Below are 20,349 nucleotides of genomic sequence, written 5' to 3' on the forward strand. Positions count from 1 at the left end.
CGGTTATTTTGGTTTCACTCCCCGTTCTTTTAATTTCCAGTCGGTGATGTCCTGAGCATATAATATATGACCTAAAATAGTTTCATTATCCAATCCGAAAAAAGGAGTGACCATCATCAAAAAATACTGAGAGCCACTTTTTTTAGTTTTATATATATTTTTAGATTTAATCCTGTTAAAATCGTAAATTCCCTCATATTCCAGAACGTCCCCTTTTTTTATTCGGGAAATTAAATTGGGGCTTATATTTATATCTGAAAATAAATTATAACCGGATAAATCTGAAGTATGAGTTACTCCAAAAAATTGTTCTAATGCAGGATTAAATTCATGTATCTTTCCATCCGTTCCAAATACTCCGATACCTATCGGAGATAAATTAAAAATCCCTTTGAGCAGTTCTTCTTTTTCCAGTAATGCTGTATTTACCTGAACTATTTCATTGTTACGAATTTCTACCCTGGTCTCGAGTTCCTTATTTGCTTTTTGAAGTTCTCTCTCTAATTGATTCAGTCTTATATGGGTTTTTACCCGGACAAGGAGTTCTTCAGGCTCGACAGGTTTTGTGAGATAGTCAACCCCTCCGATACTAAAAGCTCTTACTTTATCAAATGTTTCAGAAAGAGCGGATAAAAAAATTATCGGAACATCTTTAGTTTTTTCATTAGATTTCAACTGAAGACAGGTTTCATATCCATCAATACCTGGCATCATAATGTCTAGCAGGATTAGATCAGGTTTGATGAATTCAATTCTTTCTAATGCTTTTTCACCACTGATTGCAATTAAGACCTGATAATTTTCCTGTTCCAAAGCGACCTGTATCATACCGACAGAAGCAGGTGTATCATCTACAACCAGAATTGTTCCCCGGTTTTCCGGTTCAGTATCATCAATCATATCTTCAGACTCCTGATAAGAGATATTATTGCATCATCGTTGAATTTCAAACAATTATGCCGGACTTTTTGAATGAAAGAAGGATCTATCGAATCCTCTTTTTCCAATTGAATAAGAATCTGGTTAATCCGGGTAAAATTTCCTTGTTTTGCTAATAATTCAATGGTGTTTAAAGTTTCTGACGACGGAGGTTTAATCTCTTTTGCATTCTTTGATTCTTTATTAAAACTGGTTGATGTAATTTCATCCGAAGGTTTTTCAATCCAGGTAATGTCCAGGTACCTACCAAGAATATTCAATAAAACATTTATATCGACGGGTTTTACCAGGAATTCATCACATAAGGATTTAAAATCATGTTTAAATTCGCTTCTTGAGACCGATGCAGAAATACCAATAATTTTTATGTTATCAAATTTTGGATCTTTTCTGATTTCATGAATAACATCAAGTCCTGTCATACCGCTCATAACAAAATCGAGGAGTATAATGTCAGGATGGTTAAAGGTAGTAATTTGAAGGGCGTCCGGACCATTGGTGGCTTTCATTACGATAAAGCCCAATGGATGAAGAAATGCTTCCAAGAATGAAGCATTTGAGATATTATCATCAACTACCAGAATTTTTTTCCGGGTTCCTTCGTACCCGACTATATTTTTTGCTTCTTTATCATCAGGAACGAATGTAAAAGATGGAGGAAATTTAATCCGGATTGAAAAATGTGATCCCTTGTTCGGTTCACTTTTAAGGGTTAACGTTCCATTCAGGAATTCAATAAGGCTCTTTGTGATTGCAAGACCAAGTCCTGTTCCTTCTATCATCTCACCATGTTCACCGATTTGAGTAAATGGCCGGAAAATTTCATCTTTTTTATGGGTAGGTATTCCTCTGCCGGTATCGATAATATCGCACTGTAAAACCTGATCTTCTGATTGGCCATAACTGACTCTGAAAATTACTTCTCCACTATCGGTATATTTTATAGCGTTATTCAATAAGTTTATTAAAATTTGTCGTAATTTTCCTTCATCCCCGAGAACACAAGAAGGAATAGGTGATAATGGTTCAAATGTGAATGCCAGATTTTTTTCTTCGGCTTTTATCCGGGTAATATTGTATACCTCTTTAAAAAGAGACATCAGATTGAATGATTTTTCATCAATCTGAATTGCCTGTGCTTCGATTTTACTTAAATCAAGAAGATCATTTATTAGAGAAAGAAGATGTTTTCCGCTGGAATAGATGGTTTTTAGTTGTTCTTTCTGTTCCGAAGTAATATTGTCATATCGCTGCAATAACTGGGTATATCCTAGTATTGCATTGAGGGGGGTTCTAAGTTCATGACTCATATTAGAAAGAAACGTAGTTTTAGCCTTATTGGATTTTTCAGCAATTTCCTTGGCTTTTGCAAGTTCAATAGTCCTTTCACGAACGAGTTCTTCGAGGTTCTCTCGGTATTTTTTTAATTCTTCTTCAGTTTTTATTCGCCTTGAAATGTCTGTTGCCATGAAAATGATTTTTTCAATAGTTCCTTTATCATCAAGTACCGGAGTATATGAAATATCAAACGTTTTTCCTAAAATATCTGAGGTTACAATATCTGACTGAAATTTTTTTTGGGCTAGAATATCATCAAAAGGGCAAATTTTTGTATTTTTCGTATAAAAAAAAAGTTCAAAATTTTTCCCGATTAATTCATTCTCTGGTTTTTTTAATAGTATTGTGGAAGCATAATTCGCGGATAAAATTTTTTTATCAATATTGAGTACTAGTGTAACTCGTTCTGTTGAGTTGAATAATCCATCCCATTCTCGGCTTTTGCGTCGGATTTCCTGTTCTGCTAATTTATACCGGATGACTTTATCAATTTTTTGTCTGAGTTTTAAAAAAATATTGCCTGGCTCACCGGATTTCTGTATATATGAATCTGCTCCGTAATCTATTGCCTGGATAACAATTTCTTCACGCCCTTTTCCTGTAAAGATAATAAAGGGGATTGAATTTCCGGATTCTCTTATCGTTCGTAAAAAATCAATTCCATTTATCTCCGGCATATCATAATCGGAAATAATCACATCGATATCGGTATTAATAAGAATTGCATTTCCTTCTTCTACCGAGGGAGCAGTATAAACAGAAATATCTCCATCTTTTTCCAGGTATAATTTTCCTACTTCAAGAAGAGCGGGTTCATCATCAACATATAAAACAGAAAACATAATGATATTCTTTGATTGTATGTACCTGAAGGTTAAATATTTCGCTTATAGTCATACTATTTTTATCCTTTTTTCCGTTTCAGTCATCACCATATCCGGATAGATAATGATGTCGCCTGTTTTTACCGGGTTTCCAGCCAGAAGTTCAGAAAAAAATGGACCCGGAGAAATTCCTAGATTTTTCGCTTTTACCGGATCAAATCTGGTTTTGAGGATAACAAGTGAGTCAGAATCTAACCTGCAGGAAAATTTGGATTGTAAGAGTGTAATGCATAGTTGTGTGATTTCTTGTTTTACCTTGTCCTTACAGGTTTCTTCGGTAATAAAAATGGCTTGACAGGCTTTTCCTTTACCGGCCAAGTGAACTACAGAATATTTTTCCAGTTCGGATAAAAATTCGTCTGGAGAATTTTTCATTACTTCATCTATCAGATCTTCCGGAATAGATATCCCTGTCGGATGAGGACATGTTTCCAGGTTGTGCACAATAACAGTAGAATCTGCGAGGATATTATGAGCATGGTTTCGAATATTCAGATATTCATGAAAATTTAAATTTTTTAATCGTAAAAGATCATGTTGTCCCAGGACCGGAATCTGAATTTTTTTTGCATACTGCAATATTTTTTGTTCTTCTTCTCCGGAGAGAGATTTCCTGTCAAGGTAAATGGCAACTGCCTGCGAACCCGTAATTATCTCCTGAAACATCCTTTCATCAAGGTGCCTGATATCCCGGGTTGGCATGATATGTCCAAAACCGCCCCTGGTTTTTTTGGAAATTTCAGTTTGTCTCTGAGTATAATGAGTTCCTCCAAATCCTGCGAGAGGAATTGTTGTTGATTTTTCTGCAAATATTGCCTCAAGAGATGCCTGTGCTACAGCATGCGCCCCTACTCTGTCATTCCATTCCTTTTCAGTACTCCCAATTTCGACAAAGCATGAAGGAATTAAAATATTCGTCGGACCATGATGAGTAGCTTCATACATCACTTCATAACCTGGTGGTGCATATCTGACAAGTCCTTTAATAAGTGCATGCATAAGAAAGGGATCCGCTGGTGTAAGAGTTTGGGGATCACCTCCATAATCTGCAGATCCGAAATTTCCTGTAACGTGAACAGTTAGTACCTGTCGTGGTTTTTCACTGGAATGCCTCGAGAGAAAGAGAATTCTATCAGTATCACTTGGAATATCCTGTCCATTCAGGTAAATTAATCTTTCATCTGAATAGAGGTGTTTGATATCCGGATGAGAGTCATATTGTTTTTTGATAAGGTCACATAATTCCTGATGAATAAGAGTTCCTGCAGGATCCTTACGGGAACTGATAAGAAGTGTAGATGACATGATAAATCCTATGAGATATGGGTTTGATTGTAACGAAAAGCTATAATCTTTATTCTTCGATAACTTATTAAGTAATATGGAATCTGAACAGATAAAATCGATATTAGAAAAAGAAGGCATTACCACTGAAATTGGTTGCCCTCAAGCATTTGAGATATCAGAAAAATATGGCGTTTCTAAATTGGAAATCGCAAAATATTGCAACATTCACGATATTAAAATCCGCGCCTGTCAACTTGGCTGTTTCAAATGAGCAGGTTTTTATCAGTTATTTCTGTAGAGTCTGCCCGGACAATTCTTAACCAGATTGCAGAGAAGACAACTGATGAAACAGTTTCTCTTTTAGAATCTGGCGGGAGGATTCTCAGAACAGATATTACCTCCGAAATAGATATCCCCGGATTTGACCGTTCAACAGTGGACGGTTTTGCTGTTTTAGCATCTGACACTATCGGTGCAGGTGAGAGCATCCCTGCGATGTTACATCTAACCGGAAAGGTAGAGATGGGCGTTGAGCCATCAAAGGTAGTAACATCAGGTACTTGTATGTACATCCCTACCGGGGCATATCTACCAGCCGGGGCTGATGCTGTCGTTATGATCGAATATGCAGAAGCCATGGGCGATGATATTCTGGTGACAAAACCGGTTGCTGTGGGAGATAATATTGTTCATAGAGGAGAAGATTTCTCAGTAGAAAAATCTGCTCTTTTTTCAGGAACACGAATAACATCACGGGAAATGGGTGTTTTGGCAGCGTGTGGAGTTACTGATGTTCTGGTTGCACAAAAACCTCGGGTGGCAATAATCTCAACCGGAAATGAATTGATCAAAATTTCTGAAATACCCGGGTCCGGTCAGATACGGGATGTGAATACATATCTTTGTGCAGGTTTTGTAACAGAATGTGGTGGCATTCCAATTATTATAGGGACCATCCCTGATGAAAGAGAACTACTGGAACAAGCTCTCGTTGATGCATTGGAAAAGTCTGATATTATTCTTATTTCCGGAGGAAGTTCAAAAGGAGAACGGGACATGTGTGCGGATATTATTTCATCAAAGGGAGAACTTCTGGTACATGGAATTGCTCTGTCACCTGGAAAACCAACAATAATAGGTAAAATTAATAATAAACCCGTGATTGGTCTTCCGGGACATCCCGCTTCTGCATATGTAGTTCTAACGGCTCTTGTAAAAGATGTAATTTTTGCAATGACCGGAGAAAAAAGTTCACCTCCTCTTATGTCCGGTATACTGACATCTCCGGTTCCATCAGCAAAAGGTCGTGAAGATTATATTCGTGTTTTTCTTGAAAATGATAAAGTCACTCCTGTTTTTGGAAAATCGGGACTTACAAATACTCTTATCAAAAGTGACGGCCTTCTTCGGATTCCGGCAGATCTTGAAGGATATGATAAAAATACCCGGGTTTTTGTACAAAGCTGGAAGTAAAAATGAGTAAACGATACCTGAAATTAACATCCCTGTCTGATGCATTAACTCTTTTGAAAAAGAGATTCTCCTTTATTCCAAAAGTAGTTACTATTCCTGTTTCAGATTCAATTGGAAAAGTCACTGCTCATGCTATCCATGCTCCTCTTTCATTTCCTCTTGGTCATCTTTCAGCAATGGATGGTATTGCAGTAAAATCTTCAGATACTATTGAGGCAACAGAACAGAGGCCAGTTCTTCTTCATAATTTTCAACAGGTAAATACTGGAAACCCGGTTCCATCTGAATATGATGCGGTTATTATGATTGAAGATACTGAAGAAGATGACGCAGGTATTCTTATTAGGAGTCCAGCATATCCCTGGCAACATATTCGTCCAGTTGGTGAAGACATTGCTCAGGGAGAGATGGTTCTTCCTGGCGGTCATGTTATTCGATCAGGTGATATTGGTGCCATGGCATCATATGGAATACTGGAAGTGGATGTCCTCTCTCTCCGGATTGCTCTTATTCCTACTGGTAGTGAGATAATCTCTCTTGGAACAATTCCAAAACCCGGACAGTTCATTGAGAGTAATATGCTGATGGTGTCAGCAGAACTTCGTAATTGTGGAGTAGAAATTACTTTATTTCCTGTCATTCCTGATGATCCTGAAACCATTGCAGAAACAATATCGAGCGCAGTATCGAATCATGATCTGGTCATAATATCAGCAGGTTCTTCGAAAGGAACGAAGGATTATACAAACAGTGTCATTGAAAACCTCGGTGAAGTTTTTGTTCACGGAATCGCGATTAAACCTGCTAAACCGGTAATTCTCGGTGAGATATCTGGTAAACCAATCATTGGGATGCCGGGTTATCCTGTCGCTTGTCACACCATTCTCCGTGAAATTGTAATTCCCATTCTTTCCTGGTATGGTCTTTGTGTTTCAGAGCATCAAAAGGTTACAGCCCGACTTGCCGGATCTCTTCACTCAGAAATAGGCATTGATGAATTTGTTCTGGTAACTATTGGAAAAATCAGTGATAACTGGGTGGCACTTCCGTTATCGAGAGGTTCCGGCGTGCAGATGAGTTTAGTCAGATCTAATGGCTATATCACCATTCCTTCATCAGTTGAGGGGTTTGAAGCCGGAAAAGATGTTCCGGTTACTATTACTACACCGATAAGTGAAGCTGAAAAAACCATTCTCATCACTGGTAGCCATGATCCGGTTATAGATTATCTCTCTGATGAACTCCGTGATAGTGGTATCTTTCCGGCGTCTGTACATGTTGGAAGTATGGGCGGGATTCTTGCATTAAAACGGGGTGATTGTCACCTGGCGCCCATGCATCTTCTTATGGATGATGGCGATTATAATATCGCATATCTGAAAAAATATCTTCCGGGAGAAGAACTGGTTCTCATCTGTGTTGCAGAACGGGAACAGGGGATAGTATCAAAAAATGATCTTTCATTTGATGATATTACAACTCACCGGTTTGTTAACCGGCAAAAAGGATCCGGAACACGTATACTTCTTGATTATATGCTAAAAGAAAAAGGGTTAAATCCGGAATTAATTGATGGATATCACCGGGAGATGACAACTCATCTGGCAGTATGTCTTGCAATTTTATCCGGAGATGCTGAAATGGGGATGGCAGTCCATTCGGCAGCCAAAGCATATAATCTCTCATTTGTTCCGGTAGGTACCGAAAGATATGAACTGGTTATGAAGGCAGAGAGTTTTGAATCAGATTTCCGGATACAAAAAGTGATTTCGATGATTCAGTCAGAAAAATTCAGGCAGTTACTGGATAAATTAGGAGGGTACCGGACACATGAAACAGGAGTAATCAGAAAGATCTCATATCCATGATGTATCTGGTTACTCAAAAGAACCAGGCACTATTGCATTTACATAATTATACAATAGGGATAACGCCTTTTTTTCCCTGGATCCACCACAGCGAACGATAAGGGAGCCATGATATCGAATGAGATCTGCTAGTTTCGGATCTCTGTTCATGATGAAACGGGTACCATGGACTGTTGCTTCAATAATATTATTAAGTCCACGATGAACAGGGAATGGAAGAACCGGAGTTATTTCTGTATGAAAGGGATAGACCATCACGAAGATCTTTTCCTGCGTAATATTTACCACATGAACTTTACATGCAATCCAGTTCAGGCATTCTTTCAATCTGCAGATTCGGATTTCATCACATATTTCGTGAATATATGATTCATCTGAGAGATCTTCAAAAGCAGTTTTCACAAACAGAATTGGATCATGAGTGATGTGAATTACAATCCAGCCATCTTTTAAAATATGCTCCGCGGTGTGACTGGTTCTGAACACAATCATGGATAAAGTATCATTTTTACGGATGATTCCCATTGGAGCGGCGTTTCGTTCGGTATTTACGATAACTTCGTTAATTCCTTCGTAAAAAATGGCATTCTCCGGATAGTTTAACGATCCCATTCCCATCCTTCCCCTAAGGCAATATAGAGTCCGGAGATCATAATATCTGCGAGAGATCCTGGATTGTACCCGCATTCAAGGCAGAATAGATCAAGTTCCCGAGGACTCATCTTCCCATTTATTACTAGTTGTGCCTTTTTCTGAACAGTTACTGAGGCATCCAGACCGTATTTTTTTGCAATAAAGGTATCCGGATACTCTGATAGTAATTGGAGAAATACTTTTGAAATGGGATTCTTATCAGAAAATATTTTTAGCAGATCTGCGGTGTACCTGGTCAGGACAAATCCGTTTACTATCTCATCTGCAACCAGGTCGTGTGGGGCTGAATATGCCATCACATCAAAGAAGGTCATGTTCCTATTTTTTAGTTCTTCCTTTGCCTTCGGATCATTGATATCGAGTTCATCATTCTCTCTGACACGAACCGCTGTATGAGCAAAGGCGTCATAAAAATCTAATGCATCATCAAGAGTGGTCTTTCTCACTATCTCATATGCACCGGGAATGTTTCTCCCCATCAGTAAGGGAATTAGTAAAATGAATGCTCCGAAATGGGTATTACCCCCTTTATGTCTTCCAGTCAGAATAGTTGCGAGACGAATAAGTTCCCCGACAGACCCATCATTTTTTTCTGCTCTTTCAAGCGCTGGTCTGCAAAAAATCACCGAAGTAAAAAAATGTTCCAGTTTGGTATCAGGGAAGTCATGACACCGGTCAACATTGCCTGGTTTATCCCAGGCACAGACCTCAAAGGCCATCGCCATCTGGGCATATTCGGTAAGAGAAATTTCTGGTTTCATTTAAAAATTTTTTTCAGAAGTTTCTGAGAAATTTCTCTTTTTAAATCCATATATGTTGATTTTTTAACTCCTGCCTGCTTAAGTGCTGCATCCCTGAACATACATGGAGTTGAATCCTTACAACAATATGCAAGACTTCCAAAACAGGTATTTGCTCCCTGTTCAAGTGGTGTTCCGGCGACGGCTTCCATTTTCATGTTGACAAATTCCTGGGGTGAAATTTTGTATTTTTCAAGAGTTGGGAGCAGAGGGCAGGGTTTAACCGGCATGCAACAAAAGGCAAGTGATCTGATATCTCCTCCACGACATAATTGTTTTGGAGCATTATACCAACCGTGTTCTTTTGTATATTGCTCCATGGAAGTAACTAATGATGAAAGTGTTGCAGGGTCGGATTTCCGTGCAAGTGAAACCATATCTGCTCCGTGGGCAAACATCTCTTTGGCTTTTTCGTATGAATTTATTTCGTTATTTGCAATAATGAAAATCGGAGTGGCATCTCTGATTTTTTTAAGATACTGATGCCCGAAATCCATCAGATCAATATGCAAAATATCTGCTCCGGCTTTCCAGAGCAGACGTGATAATTCAATATCATCAGCGGCAATTCCTGCGCGAATTTTAACCGATACAATAACCCCGGCGATCTTAAGTGTCTGGACATAAGCAATGAGTATTTCAGGATGATGAAGGAGATATTCACCACTATTTGCTTCAATCATCGGCTGTTGTCTGCAATGTGCATCTATTTCATAGATAACAGAGTTGCCAAGTTCCTGTGCAAGAGATGCAAGAGATGCGGCTTCAGATGCCCTGAGGTTTATTACCGGAACAACTCCTGTCCCCTGAATAAGCGCTATCTGTTCTTTAAGGTTTTCTATAAGATTGCGTGGGAGAAACTCATCTCTCCCCTGATCTGAAATGATTTTGGCAGCGTTCAGGGTTTTTTTATCTATTGCATATCCTCCGATAATACCAAGACCGATATAATCAGATCGATCTCTAATATATGCCCCATCGGTAATACCAGCCATACAGGCTATTGCAACAGGCGATTTTATTGATTTGTCTCCGATACTGATTTTAAAATCCGTTTCCATTATATCCCTTGTCCATAATCATCGATCGTCTATTGGTATAAGGTTCTCTAAGGGGGGCGGTATTGTTCTCTATTGAAAGAGGTGTGTTTGTCATCTACAGGTTGAAAGTATACAACTCATTGGAATATTATAACATTTGATAACTATTTTATGACGTGCAGTAATACCTACTGAGAATGTCAAAGACTGGAATCCTTCTTGTTGGACATGGAAGTAAAAAGGAGTACAACCAATCCCTGATTACCAAAACCGCAGCGATTATCGCAGAAAAACATCCGGATTATATTGTTCGTTGCGGATTTATGGAATTTAATGAGCCAACAATTAAAGCATCACTTGATATGTTTAAAAATGATGATATCAACAGTATCGCAGTAGTTCCTCTCTTTCTCGCACGTGGTGTGCACATTGACGAAGATATTCCCGGGATATTAGGTCTTTCACAAGGTCAGAAGAGAGGAATATTCTCTCTTGCAAACAAAGAAATTCCACTTGTTTATGCAGATCCAATCGGACCAAATCCGCTTCTCGCAGATCTTATGATGGAAAATGCGAAGGCGGCTCTTGATACGATCTAATGCGAATTCTTGTTCTTGATACTATTCATGGAGGGAAGGTGATTGCTGATCACCTCATTCTTTCCGGACATGATGTTGACATGGTTGATGTGTATCGCCATGCTGAAGGAATTACTGAAGAACTGGCTCTTACCCGGAAGTATGATCTGGTTACTACGCCAGTTCATCTTGACCCGGATTATCATCTCCTTAGAAATATTACTTCTCCGGTAATTTCTCATCATGAAATGGTTCGCTCAGTTTTCCCTCATAGTAACATTCCTCAAATTATTGAAATTACCGGAAAACGAGGAAAATCTACAACCGCTACTGCTCTGGCATTTTTACTCTCCGGCCCTGGAGTTCTTCAGACTTCTTCTGGTCTTTATTCCTACCCGGATAAACAAAAATTGGATAGATTCTCTATTACTCCCGCATCAGTTCTCTCAGCGTATTCTTTTAAACCAGCAGATGGCTGGATGATTGCAGAAATTTCTCTTGGTTTTTGTGGTATAGGATCCTTAGGAATTCTCACTTCCGGAGATGATTATCCGGTAGCCGGGGGAAAAAGAAGTGCATTAGATCTCAAAAAAGAATCATCACATCTTTTCTCTGTTGTTCTTGTTCCTCCGGAAATAGAACTTCTTCATGATGGATGTATCTCTGTATCAGATCTTGTTGAAATTCACGGAAAAACGGCTTCATATCAATATCAGAACATCAAGGGGACTTTTTCGAATCCTCTTTTATTACTCTCCGGATATAAAACTCCCTTAATGCTGGCCGCTGGAGCGGCTCTGCTTATGGGTATTGATCCTGCTGCTCTTTCCTTTTTTACAGCTATATCTGGCAGGTTGGATACTCAATCCGATCATGGATTTACGATTATTGACAATTCCAATAGTGGGACCTGTTATGATACCTCCTGTGATGCCTATCGTTATGGTAAAGAAATTGCTGGAGATGTTCCAATTACTCTTATTATTGGACAGGAATCTCAATCCGTATGTGAAAATTTTGATACAAGTGAGATAATTTCCGCAATATTAGAGATTAAACCTCATGATGTTATGCTTATTCCCGGCGACAAGCGGATTAAATGCGATACCATCAGAATGATATGTAATAAGCAGAGTATTGGTTTTTCAATCTTTGAAACACCAGAAGAAGCATATGTAAATGCAAAAACTCTGAATAATCCCCTTATCCTGTTTTCTGTGAAACGGTGGAAATGATGAAATACGTACAACCACGTCCAAGTTCGATTGTTGCTGCCTTATATACTGCTCGTGATCTTGAAGTTGATGTAGCGGTTTTGCATGGACCGTCCGGATGCTCTTTTAAGCATGCCCGTCTTCTGGAGGAAGATGGGATGAGAGTTCTTACGACCTCTCTTGCAGATAATGAATTTGTATTTGGAGGTCAGGCAAGACTTGAGGAGGTTATCCAGTATGCAGAAGAAAAATTCTCTCCTGACCGGATGGCCATAATTGGTACTTGTGTTTCAATGATCATCGGAGAAGATTTGCAGGCAGCTGTTGATAATTCCGGAATCAGTACTGAAACCATTGCTGTTGATATCCATGCAGGCTTTACCGAAAATATTGACGGAGTAATTGCAGCACTCAAGCCAGCTGCAGAGATCGGATGGATATCAACTGATGAATTGTCACGTCAACAGGAACTTTTAAAAGCGGCCAATCAGGTAGAAAGACTGAGAGGAGCTGCAATAAAGGAATATATTGAACCTTCAAGAGGTGACTTAAAACATCTGGTTGCTTCAAGATTGAAGGAATTAATTGAAGACGGAAAGAAGGGTGTTGCAATTTTGAATGCAAAAAAAGAAACCGCTTATATGTTCAGTGATGCCCTGCTTGCATTATTTGAGAGTTCACCTGATGCAGATATCACTTATTCAGCGAACCTTGAACTCCGGGGTCTTCCAAAGGTTCGGCGGGATTCGGAAAGAATTGCAGCAGACCTGGCTGAAAAGAATCTTCCATTTATTAAACAAGGTGCTCTTGATGAATATGGTGCCCTTGGCGAAAAACTTGGGGCCTGGATGCAATCCCAAAATCCGGATTTTGCTTTGATTAGTGGAGTTCCTCATGCAATTCCTCCGGAATATACTGATGGGATAGAATGTTTTTCCATAACGAACGGTCCCAGGCAGGTAGCTCCACTCAAGAGCCTGGGTCATGAACATGTTGTTGTGGAAATTGATCTGCACCCAAAGACACTCGGTGTCCGCAATATTGTAGAATCAGAGTTTGGTGCCGTCTTGAGGAGTTTAACATGAAGACATTCCTGATTTCCGGTGATCGTTCGGGATCAGGTAAAACCAGTATTACACTTGCAATAGCAGCAGCATTATCAAAAAACCGTAATGTTCAGACTTTTAAAGTTGGAATGGATTATATTGATCCGTCATATCTTACCGGAGTTACCGGACGGCCCTGCCGGAACTTGGACTCATTTGTGATGAACCGGGAAGAATTGATGGCTGTTTTTAATCATGCATGCATCGGGGCAGATATCGCCATTATAGAAGGGGTCAGGGGACTTTTCGAGGGTGCTGAAAGTGTTGACGATATTGGTAGTACAGCATCAATTGCCAAGTTTCTGAATGTCCCGGTCATTGTCGTTATTGATGCACGGAGTATTACCCGGAGTGCTGCAGCTCTTCTGATGGGGTTCATGAAATTTGATCCGGAGGTAAAGATTGCCGGTGTTATTCTCAATAATGTCAGAGGAGAAAAACATGTCAGAAAAGCAACCGAAGCAATTCAGCATTATTGTAATATTCCTGTTATCGGAGCGATTCCCCGGGTAGATAATCTGGATCTTACCATGCGGCATCTTGGTCTTGTTCCTTTTGAAGAAGGGTTGAAAGATAAACCATTCCTGGATAGGGTCGATTCCATTGTAAAAATGATTTGTAGTTATCTGGATCTCGATACTCTCCTTTCTCTTTCTTCTGAAATAACTAATCCGACATCGGTTCCTGAACTTTTTCAGGGGATTTCTACCAAAAATGGATATAATATAGCTATTGCCCGGGATGAAGCTTTTAATTTTTATTATGCTGATTTATTCTCCCTGATTGAATCAAGAGGTTTTTCTCTTTCATTTTTTTCTCCGGTGAATGGTTCTTTACCAGATGCAGATGGGTATATCCTGGGCGGTGGTTATCCCGAGTATTTTGGAAAAGAATTATCTGAAAATTCTTCAATGATGGAAGATTTAAAGAGGGTATGTGATGGAAATATTCCAATTCTTGCAGAATGCGGGGGTCTTATGTACCTTTGTCGTCAGATTAAAGTACTCAATGAATTTTCAGGTCTTCATACTGGAGATACTTTTCAAATGGCTGGTGTGCTCCCTGCAACCTGTACAATTCCAAAAAAACGCATTGTCACCTATGTAAAAGGAAACACAACTTCTGCCTGTCCGTTTGGGAGTGAAAAAAAATCCCCGGTCCTTGGGCATGCGTTTCATTACTCTACGGTCTATCCGGATAATGGGGTATCTTATGCGTATGATCTGGAAAGGGGATTTGGTATAGATGACAAACATGATGGACTAATCATGAACAATGTTGTCGGATCATATACTCATCTTCATCCAGTACCTTCCCGAAATTTTCTTTTTTCTTTTTTATCTGCTTGTGCAGATGATAGTATTATATAAAAAAGAAAGAATTATTTCTTTATATACTCCCTGATAAGAAAGATAATCCTTTTGAGAAAAGGAATCAGATACCTTTCTATGCAGATTTATATCGATGGGAAATATTATCCCAAAGAGGAGGCAAAAGTATCGGTTTTTGACCATGGTTTTCTCTATGGTGATGGTGTTTTTGAAGGTATCCGGGCATATTCAGGAAGAATATTCAGGTTGGATGAACATCTTGACCGCCTCTATGATTCTGCAAAAACAATCGATCTTAAGGCTTCTATTACAAAGGACGAGATGGCTAAAGCTATCATCGAAACCTGTAAGAAAAATAATCTGAAGGATGCATATATCCGGCCAATTATCAGTAGAGGTGTCGGCGATCTTGGACTTGACCCCCGGAAATGTGCAAAATCCAGTGTTTTTATTATCGCTACGGAATGGGGCGCTATGTATGGTGATCTTTATGAAAAAGGTTTGAAGGCAATCACCGTATCAGTCCGGAGAAATCCGGCAGAAGCTCTTCCGCCAAATGTGAAAAGTCTTAATTATCTGAATAATATAATGGCAAAGATAGAAGCGAATTATAAAGGCGGAGATGAAGCAATTTTCTTTGATACCAATGGATATGTTTGTGAAGGGTCCGGAGATAATATCTTTGTAATTAAGAATGGAGTTATTATTACTCCACCAACTTTGAATAATCTGCGGGGTATTACCCGGATGGTGGCATTAGAAATTGCCAATTCTCTGGGAATCACTGTTCTTGAACGTAACATGGGATATTATGATCTTTATTCCGCTGATGAAGTATTTGTTACAGGAACAGCCGCTGAAATCGCTCCAATTACCTGGATTGATGGACGTGATATTGGGACAGGAAAACCAGGACCTATTACGCGTCAATGTATGGAACAGTTCAAAATTGTTGTCCAGAAAGAAGGAACACCTATTGTTTAGGTGGACTTATCCAAACCTTTTTATGTTATAGAGTAGACCTTTAGAGGCACCTGCTGATATAGTGTAGTCCGGCCAATCATGTCGGCCTTTCACGCCGACGACTGGGGTTCGAATCCCCATATCAGCATATAAACTATTAGTCCAATTGTCTGTACCCTTTTTATGGACTAATTCAAACTTCTGACCATGCCAGAAGCGATACTACTCTCAGATAATGATCGATTCAGTGGTTTAAAACCTGAGTATTAAAATCGGTCTATCAATAACACTCTCATATAAAATAGAATCTTATCAGTCGATCTATTTCTTATAACCGCTTTCGAAGCAGAGAAACGGATATCTGCTGGCATTTCTCCCAAACACTCCTTAAAGATCGTATCAAGCCTGGTCACGATCCGGCGTTTTATCCCTCAATATTGTGATCTCACGATCCCATCTTTGTATACTAGTGTTGACCGGATCAATAATGCCCCTTCGAGATGTGGCACTCCATTTTCCCGAAACACCTGGATAGATCTCGGCATAATTCTGAAACAGTTTGTACTTTGGCTGTTTGACAGTGAAGTAATCACCATGCCTGAGAAAAAAGTTCGCTCGATAAAAATACCAAAGAAACTTCCATCCCATAAAACATCTGAACTCCTCACCGGTTACGAGATCTAGGCACTCATCTTAGTCTGCATGACACCCCGGGATAGAACCTTACTCACGACCATGTACGAAGGGGGGGGTTTCGTGTTGGAGAGATCGGAGAGATGCGATGGGGTCACCTCAAAATGAATAATATCAGCATAGTCGTGAATGTGAGATTCAAAAGATGTAACCTCGATATATCTGTCTGGTCATGAGAAAGAAACATCTCATCAAGTGGAAAAGTGAAAAACAGGAGAGTTCACTGATAATGCCTTGCTCTTCATCAACGAACGGAGAAGACAGATGACTCATGCAGCAGTAACTAGACAATTAACCCAACTTTCCATAAGGGTTGATATAAAAAGCATGTTTTCACCCATATCTCCCGATATTCCCGTATTTCACATTTGATTCTACAGGATATGAACGAATCAGTAATAAAACTCATGATCTGCGAACCGATTGACTCCCGGATGTTCATCAACTACGTAGATCTGACCGGAATGGATATTGACCGGGAGGTTTTTAAACTCTATGGAATTGAAGCACTCAAAGATCAGTTTATCGGGGAATAACCTGAGCCCCGAGTCTGCCTGAAATGTCGGGAACCAAATGGTTCGAATTTCTTTAGCCATGCATCATTACGGGGTGTAAGCCGAGCCACAGACATCCCTGATCTAACGGGTCTCCCCCTCCCTTTTGGTGTTTATCTGGTGAGAGGGTGAGGAGCACTAGAGCAGGGGCGAGATACTAATTTATATCTAATTTCAAACATATTTTTTAAACATATAAATTATGTCTTTTCAATTTGATGATCCATTATCTGAGTTAGTGGTTAAATTTACAAAAAGAGAAATTACCGAAGATGAATTCATCAAACTTAGAAATCAAATACACCCTATATCTCCTAGAAAAGCTTCGAATAAAAGTAACATTAAAAATCACTCTGAAATACAGTTTAATCAAAATTGTTATCAATGTGGAAAGTCAGTCTCAAATGATAGGGCCAATGTTTGTCAATATTGTAAAGGATGGTTTTGTAATGCTCATATAGAAAGACATAATCACTTCTGCATAAAAACAACTCCGAGTTCTGACGAAGGCAAAATCTACGATACAATCAAGGATAAAGGTCGGGTAAAACAGGATTATAATTCAACAATCTATACATATGATTGTCATTTTTGCGGTAACAGTACCACCCGAAATGGTATAATATATCACATTGGAGAAAAATGGTGTGGTAACTGTATTCTTCCAATTAGGAGTAAGGGAAAAACTAATAATCAAAATCGAGATAATTCCAAAATTAGCTATACTGTTTGTGAATATTGTGGGAAACGCTGGGAAAAATCTAAAATTAAAATTCATAATAATAAACAATGGTGTGGGATATGTCCAATTTTTAGTCCTGCAGAAATTGAATATCACCAACATATAGAATATCAAAAAAAATTACAAGATAAAATCAAAAAGTCCGATTCCTATGAATTTATTAAGGGCTTTAAGAAGAAATATCAATCCTATAAACGTAATGAAGAATGTTTTAAAACATTAAAGAAATTATTATCAACTAAAGGATATGATTTTGATGATGACATACTTGCTACATTAATCCGAGAGTCGGATTTTGATATATTTTGTGATGCCTTTTCTCAAACTAAAACCATAGATGACATCTTAAAAATTTTTTTAACATTTGAGGAAACAACACAGAATAAAAAATTCCTAAAAAAAATATTAGGCGATAAACATAATTTTCGAGATAACATTGACTTACTAATTCAGAACTATAATTCAAGAGAAAAAGTCAAACAAGAAAAAGAGGATTTAGATAAATTCGCTGCAGGGTTATTAAAACAAGAACCATTTATTAAATATTTAGATAATACTTCAGGGCATGAATTTGAGGAGTTGTTGGGTAAAAAATTAAATGAAGAAGGCTTTTCCGTGACCGTTACAAAAGGATCAAGAGATCACGGGGCTGATATCATTATTTCTAAAAATAATGATACCTTCATTATTCAGTGTAAAAGATACAAAAAGGGAACCAATGTTAGTAATAAGGCTGTTCAGGAGATAGTAGGAGCATTAAAAGTATACAATGCAAAAAAAGGGGTGGTAATTACGAATCGGAGTTATACTAATCCTGCAAGGGAATTAGCTTTAATAAATGATGTTAAACTAATTGAACGGAGTCATCTCATTGAAATCGAAAACGGGAAAACATTTACATCTTTATTATTCTCATGAAATCATCGGTCATGATCTAACATAACTGCACAGATGGAAAACGGACCCACTCTTCGAGAGTGTTTTTGCTACTCTAAAATTGACCAGGACTTCCACTTCAATTTTGACCAGCCCTAAGTGGAAAGTCATCACTCAAGTATAAATTCCTTCCTTAAAAGAAAGAGCCAGAAGGGTGGTGGCTTCGCCCCCTCCCTTCAACCCACCCCTGATTAGGATAGGCTCGGTGGGATGGACAAGCATCCCACCTTCGCAAAGAGAAAATATCAGTTCAGGTATTCTTTGCCCTTCTTCGGTAACTGTGACCATTCATATTGACTATCATTGCCTGGTGAGTAATCCTGTCAAGAAGAGCAACAGTCAGAGTTTTATCATGAAACACTTTAATCCATTCAGAAAAAGGTAAATTGGTGGTAATAACCGTACTAAGTACCTCATATCGTGCAGCCAATATCTGAAATAATAACTCAGTACCTTCCAGATCAAAGGTTATGTACCCAAGTTCATCGAGGATTAGAAGATCAATCCTTTTAAGCTGCCTCATCAATAACGTAAATCTTCCTGCTTTTTTTGCTTCCAGTAGCTCATTTACCAGACCTGCAGCAGTTTTAAAGTTCACTTTGAAATTATGCTCACAGGCACATACCCCAGTTGCAATAGCTAAGTGTGTCTTTCCAGTTCCTGAATTTCCAATAAAGACCACATTTTTCGTTTCCTGAATAAAATCCAGCGATTTCAGATCCGGCAGAAACATTCTCCCATCATCTGGTAAATCCTGTACTGACAACTCTTCGAATCTTTTCTGGGTAGGAAATCCCGCTTGTTTGATGGTTCGGATATGCCGATTGGTCATCCTGATATTCAATTCAAACTGACAAGCTTTCATCAGAACCGAAATTATCTCCGGATCTGATCCACATTGTTCCTGAACCGACTGGTAAACACCGGCAATATGGAGTTGTTTGCACATTTCTTCCAGTTCATGTATCATGCTACACACTCCACCACACAATCATATACGGTCAGATCCGGTTCCTGTACATTTATCAAATCATATACCTCTAACGATTCAACAGCCTGAACGACGTCTTTATTCAAAACCATTCGAATGGTGGCACATTCAGGTGAAACATGAATCTTCTGTAACTTCTCTATTACAGCAATTAACTCATCCAAAGAGCATTCTTCCGTCAGGCTCAGTATCTGAATAAAATCTAATGGCCTGTCCAGGTAATGGGACTTATAAAGATTCTGAAGAGTATCAGGAGCTTGTTGAATTACCTTGGAGTGCATGAGTGATCCTGGTTTTCGTTCAAATGTCTTCAGGAAGTGACAAATATTGAGAGAATACTGTCCTTTTCCATGTAATCTTTTGTGTGAGGCAATCAGCTCTGGACCGGATACAAGATCGATTCGGTCCTGATAAATCTTCAGCAGAATGCGTTTTTGACGATAACTATCAGGGACAGAGTAATAATTGCGATCAAAGGACACAAACGAGTATTTGGATATTTTTGCTGGTTTAGTCAGTACATTTGAATACTCAAGTGAAGGAAGGGGAAGCAAGGAATTCTGTTCATCTTTCAAGGATTCGATGGGAGTCTTGGCTCATCGCTACTTTGAGTGGGTAATTACAAAACCATAAGGGGAAAATCAAGGGTGGGGGTGCTCCGCCCCCCTCCCTTGAACCCAACCCCCAGGCAATGATAGGCTCGGTGGGATGGGCGAGCATCCCACCTTCGCGAGAGATTAAGTTAAACAGATTTACAATAAAGATAAAAATAACTTTATGACGGGATATCCTCTAGAAAAAGATGCCATTCAATTGGTTCTAGGATTGAAAGAACCTTGGTCTGTAACACAAGTTTCCTTTTCAGATACTGAAAAAAGACTCGATATTTATATTGATTTCCCATTCCGCTCCCCCCCTAAAAAAACCGAATAATTTATGAAGGTCGGTCTTCGCTTAA

The 20,349-nt window shown here is 38.9% G+C and carries 19 protein-coding genes and 1 tRNA gene; 12 read left to right on the forward strand and 8 right to left on the reverse strand.

Annotated elements, in window-relative coordinates; translation table 11 throughout:
• Positions 1-3: 3 nt before the first annotated feature.
• Genes DLD82_RS11420 through DLD82_RS11430 form a run of 3 tightly spaced genes read right to left on the reverse strand, consistent with a single transcriptional unit; the run spans position 4 to position 4,466 of the window.
• Entirely contained in the window at positions 4-900 is an 897-nt protein-coding gene (locus DLD82_RS11420; protein WP_109941256.1) for a response regulator, read from the reverse strand.
• The gene (locus tag DLD82_RS11425; RefSeq protein WP_109941257.1) at positions 897-3,119 is read right to left on the reverse strand and encodes a response regulator; all 2,223 of its coding nucleotides are present in this window, start codon (positions 3,117-3,119) and stop codon (positions 897-899) included. The genes DLD82_RS11420 and DLD82_RS11425 overlap by 4 nt, the downstream gene beginning before the upstream one ends.
• 51 nt (positions 3,120-3,170) lie before the next feature.
• A complete protein-coding gene (locus DLD82_RS11430) occupies positions 3,171-4,466 on the reverse strand; it encodes a D-aminoacyl-tRNA deacylase (protein ID WP_181391396.1) in 1,296 nt (431 codons plus the stop codon).
• A gap of 76 nt (positions 4,467-4,542) precedes the next feature.
• Here DLD82_RS11430 and DLD82_RS18650 point away from each other — a divergent pair, with 76 nt between their 5' ends.
• The 3 genes from DLD82_RS18650 to DLD82_RS11440 are packed head-to-tail and all read left to right on the forward strand — an operon-like array spanning position 4,543 to position 7,789.
• Positions 4,543-4,719, forward strand: coding sequence for a hypothetical protein (locus DLD82_RS18650; RefSeq protein ID WP_181391397.1), 177 nt, complete (start codon positions 4,543-4,545; stop codon positions 4,717-4,719).
• A complete protein-coding gene (locus DLD82_RS11435) occupies positions 4,716-5,921 on the forward strand; it encodes a molybdopterin molybdotransferase MoeA (protein ID WP_109941259.1) in 1,206 nt (401 codons plus the stop codon). Before DLD82_RS18650 ends, DLD82_RS11435 begins: the two co-directional genes overlap by 4 nt.
• 2 nt (positions 5,922-5,923) lie before the next feature.
• Positions 5,924-7,789, forward strand: coding sequence for a molybdopterin biosynthesis protein (locus tag DLD82_RS11440; protein WP_109941260.1), 1,866 nt, complete (start codon positions 5,924-5,926; stop codon positions 7,787-7,789).
• 9 nt (positions 7,790-7,798) lie between these two features.
• On the opposite strand, the gene DLD82_RS11445 is transcribed toward DLD82_RS11440, so the two are convergent.
• From DLD82_RS11445 to DLD82_RS11455, 3 genes are read right to left on the reverse strand one after another with little or no spacing between them, the layout of a single operon-like run.
• Complete coding sequence (locus DLD82_RS11445; protein ID WP_181391398.1) at positions 7,799-8,401, reverse strand: DUF447 domain-containing protein; 603 nt, start codon at positions 8,399-8,401, stop codon at positions 7,799-7,801.
• Entirely contained in the window at positions 8,389-9,204 is an 816-nt protein-coding gene (locus DLD82_RS11450) for a triphosphoribosyl-dephospho-CoA synthase (RefSeq protein WP_109941262.1), read from the reverse strand. Before DLD82_RS11450 ends, DLD82_RS11445 begins: the two co-directional genes overlap by 13 nt.
• On the reverse strand, positions 9,201-10,304 hold the full coding sequence (locus DLD82_RS11455) for a methanogenesis marker 9 domain-containing protein (protein WP_109941263.1): 1,104 nt from the start codon (positions 10,302-10,304) through the stop codon (positions 9,201-9,203). Before DLD82_RS11455 ends, DLD82_RS11450 begins: the two co-directional genes overlap by 4 nt.
• 176 nt (positions 10,305-10,480) lie before the next feature.
• Here DLD82_RS11455 and cfbA point away from each other — a divergent pair, with 176 nt between their 5' ends.
• The 9 genes from cfbA to DLD82_RS11495 all read left to right on the forward strand — a co-directional run bounded on the left by cfbA (position 10,481) and on the right by DLD82_RS11495 (position 18,382).
• A complete protein-coding gene (gene cfbA, locus DLD82_RS11460; RefSeq protein ID WP_109941264.1) occupies positions 10,481-10,882 on the forward strand; it encodes a sirohydrochlorin nickelochelatase in 402 nt (133 codons plus the stop codon).
• Positions 10,882-12,096, forward strand: coding sequence for a coenzyme F430 synthase (gene cfbE / locus DLD82_RS11465; protein WP_109941265.1), 1,215 nt, complete (start codon positions 10,882-10,884; stop codon positions 12,094-12,096). The genes cfbA and cfbE overlap by 1 nt, the downstream gene beginning before the upstream one ends.
• A complete protein-coding gene (gene cfbD, locus DLD82_RS11470; protein WP_109941272.1) occupies positions 12,096-13,160 on the forward strand; it encodes a Ni-sirohydrochlorin a,c-diamide reductive cyclase catalytic subunit in 1,065 nt (354 codons plus the stop codon). The genes cfbE and cfbD overlap by 1 nt, the downstream gene beginning before the upstream one ends.
• Positions 13,157-14,551, forward strand: a complete 1,395-nt coding sequence (gene cfbB, locus DLD82_RS11475; protein WP_109941266.1) for a Ni-sirohydrochlorin a,c-diamide synthase — start codon at positions 13,157-13,159, stop codon at positions 14,549-14,551. The genes cfbD and cfbB overlap by 4 nt, the downstream gene beginning before the upstream one ends.
• A gap of 78 nt (positions 14,552-14,629) precedes the next feature.
• Positions 14,630-15,496, forward strand: coding sequence for a branched-chain-amino-acid transaminase (gene ilvE / locus DLD82_RS11480; RefSeq protein WP_109941273.1), 867 nt, complete (start codon positions 14,630-14,632; stop codon positions 15,494-15,496).
• Positions 15,497-15,548: 52 nt separating this feature from the next.
• A tRNA-Glu gene (locus DLD82_RS11485) sits at positions 15,549-15,623 on the forward strand.
• A 311-nt stretch (positions 15,624-15,934) separates the two neighbouring features.
• The gene (locus tag DLD82_RS18275) at positions 15,935-16,159 is read left to right on the forward strand and encodes a hypothetical protein (protein ID WP_146199776.1); all 225 of its coding nucleotides are present in this window, start codon (positions 15,935-15,937) and stop codon (positions 16,157-16,159) included.
• A gap of 392 nt (positions 16,160-16,551) precedes the next feature.
• On the forward strand, positions 16,552-16,704 hold the full coding sequence (locus tag DLD82_RS18655; RefSeq protein WP_181391399.1) for a hypothetical protein: 153 nt from the start codon (positions 16,552-16,554) through the stop codon (positions 16,702-16,704).
• Positions 16,705-16,924: 220 nt separating this feature from the next.
• Positions 16,925-18,382, forward strand: coding sequence for a restriction endonuclease (locus tag DLD82_RS11495; RefSeq protein ID WP_109941268.1), 1,458 nt, complete (start codon positions 16,925-16,927; stop codon positions 18,380-18,382).
• 268 nt (positions 18,383-18,650) lie between these two features.
• Here DLD82_RS11495 and istB read toward each other — a convergent pair whose 3' ends face one another.
• Positions 18,651-19,370, reverse strand: a complete 720-nt coding sequence (gene istB, locus DLD82_RS11500; protein ID WP_109941269.1) for an IS21-like element helper ATPase IstB — start codon at positions 19,368-19,370, stop codon at positions 18,651-18,653.
• A complete protein-coding gene (locus DLD82_RS11505; protein ID WP_109941270.1) occupies positions 19,367-19,966 on the reverse strand; it encodes a Mu transposase domain-containing protein in 600 nt (199 codons plus the stop codon). Before DLD82_RS11505 ends, istB begins: the two co-directional genes overlap by 4 nt.
• Positions 19,967-20,349: the final 383 nt, after the last annotated feature.

This window comes from Methanospirillum stamsii (assembly GCF_003173335.1).
Taxonomy (GTDB): domain Archaea; phylum Halobacteriota; class Methanomicrobia; order Methanomicrobiales; family Methanospirillaceae; genus Methanospirillum; species Methanospirillum stamsii.

Excerpts from the sequence above, each read along its gene's own strand:
- DLD82_RS11495 (WP_109941268.1), top strand. The coding sequence starts at position 16,925 with ATGTCTTTTCAATTTGATGATCCATTATCTGAGTTAGTGGTTAAATTT.
- cfbA (WP_109941264.1), top strand. The coding sequence starts at position 10,481 with ATGTCAAAGACTGGAATCCTTCTTGTTGGACATGGAAGTAAAAAGGAG.
- cfbD (WP_109941272.1), top strand. The coding sequence starts at position 12,096 with ATGAAATACGTACAACCACGTCCAAGTTCGATTGTTGCTGCCTTATAT.
- cfbE (WP_109941265.1), top strand. The coding sequence starts at position 10,882 with ATGCGAATTCTTGTTCTTGATACTATTCATGGAGGGAAGGTGATTGCT.
- cfbB (WP_109941266.1), top strand. The coding sequence starts at position 13,157 with ATGAAGACATTCCTGATTTCCGGTGATCGTTCGGGATCAGGTAAAACC.
- DLD82_RS11455 (WP_109941263.1), bottom strand. The coding sequence starts at position 10,304 with ATGGAAACGGATTTTAAAATCAGTATCGGAGACAAATCAATAAAATCG.
- DLD82_RS11435 (WP_109941259.1), top strand. The coding sequence starts at position 4,716 with ATGAGCAGGTTTTTATCAGTTATTTCTGTAGAGTCTGCCCGGACAATT.
- DLD82_RS11445 (WP_181391398.1), bottom strand. The coding sequence starts at position 8,401 with ATGGGATCGTTAAACTATCCGGAGAATGCCATTTTTTACGAAGGAATT.
- DLD82_RS18655 (WP_181391399.1), top strand. The coding sequence starts at position 16,552 with ATGAACGAATCAGTAATAAAACTCATGATCTGCGAACCGATTGACTCC.
- DLD82_RS11440 (WP_109941260.1), top strand. The coding sequence starts at position 5,924 with ATGAGTAAACGATACCTGAAATTAACATCCCTGTCTGATGCATTAACT.
- DLD82_RS11425 (WP_109941257.1), bottom strand. The coding sequence starts at position 3,119 with ATGTTTTCTGTTTTATATGTTGATGATGAACCCGCTCTTCTTGAAGTA.
- DLD82_RS11430 (WP_181391396.1), bottom strand. The coding sequence starts at position 4,466 with ATGTCATCTACACTTCTTATCAGTTCCCGTAAGGATCCTGCAGGAACT.
- DLD82_RS18650 (WP_181391397.1), top strand. The coding sequence starts at position 4,543 with ATGGAATCTGAACAGATAAAATCGATATTAGAAAAAGAAGGCATTACC.
- istB (WP_109941269.1), bottom strand. The coding sequence starts at position 19,370 with ATGATACATGAACTGGAAGAAATGTGCAAACAACTCCATATTGCCGGT.
- DLD82_RS11420 (WP_109941256.1), bottom strand. The coding sequence starts at position 900 with ATGATTGATGATACTGAACCGGAAAACCGGGGAACAATTCTGGTTGTA.
- ilvE (WP_109941273.1), top strand. The coding sequence starts at position 14,630 with ATGCAGATTTATATCGATGGGAAATATTATCCCAAAGAGGAGGCAAAA.
- DLD82_RS11450 (WP_109941262.1), bottom strand. The coding sequence starts at position 9,204 with ATGAAACCAGAAATTTCTCTTACCGAATATGCCCAGATGGCGATGGCC.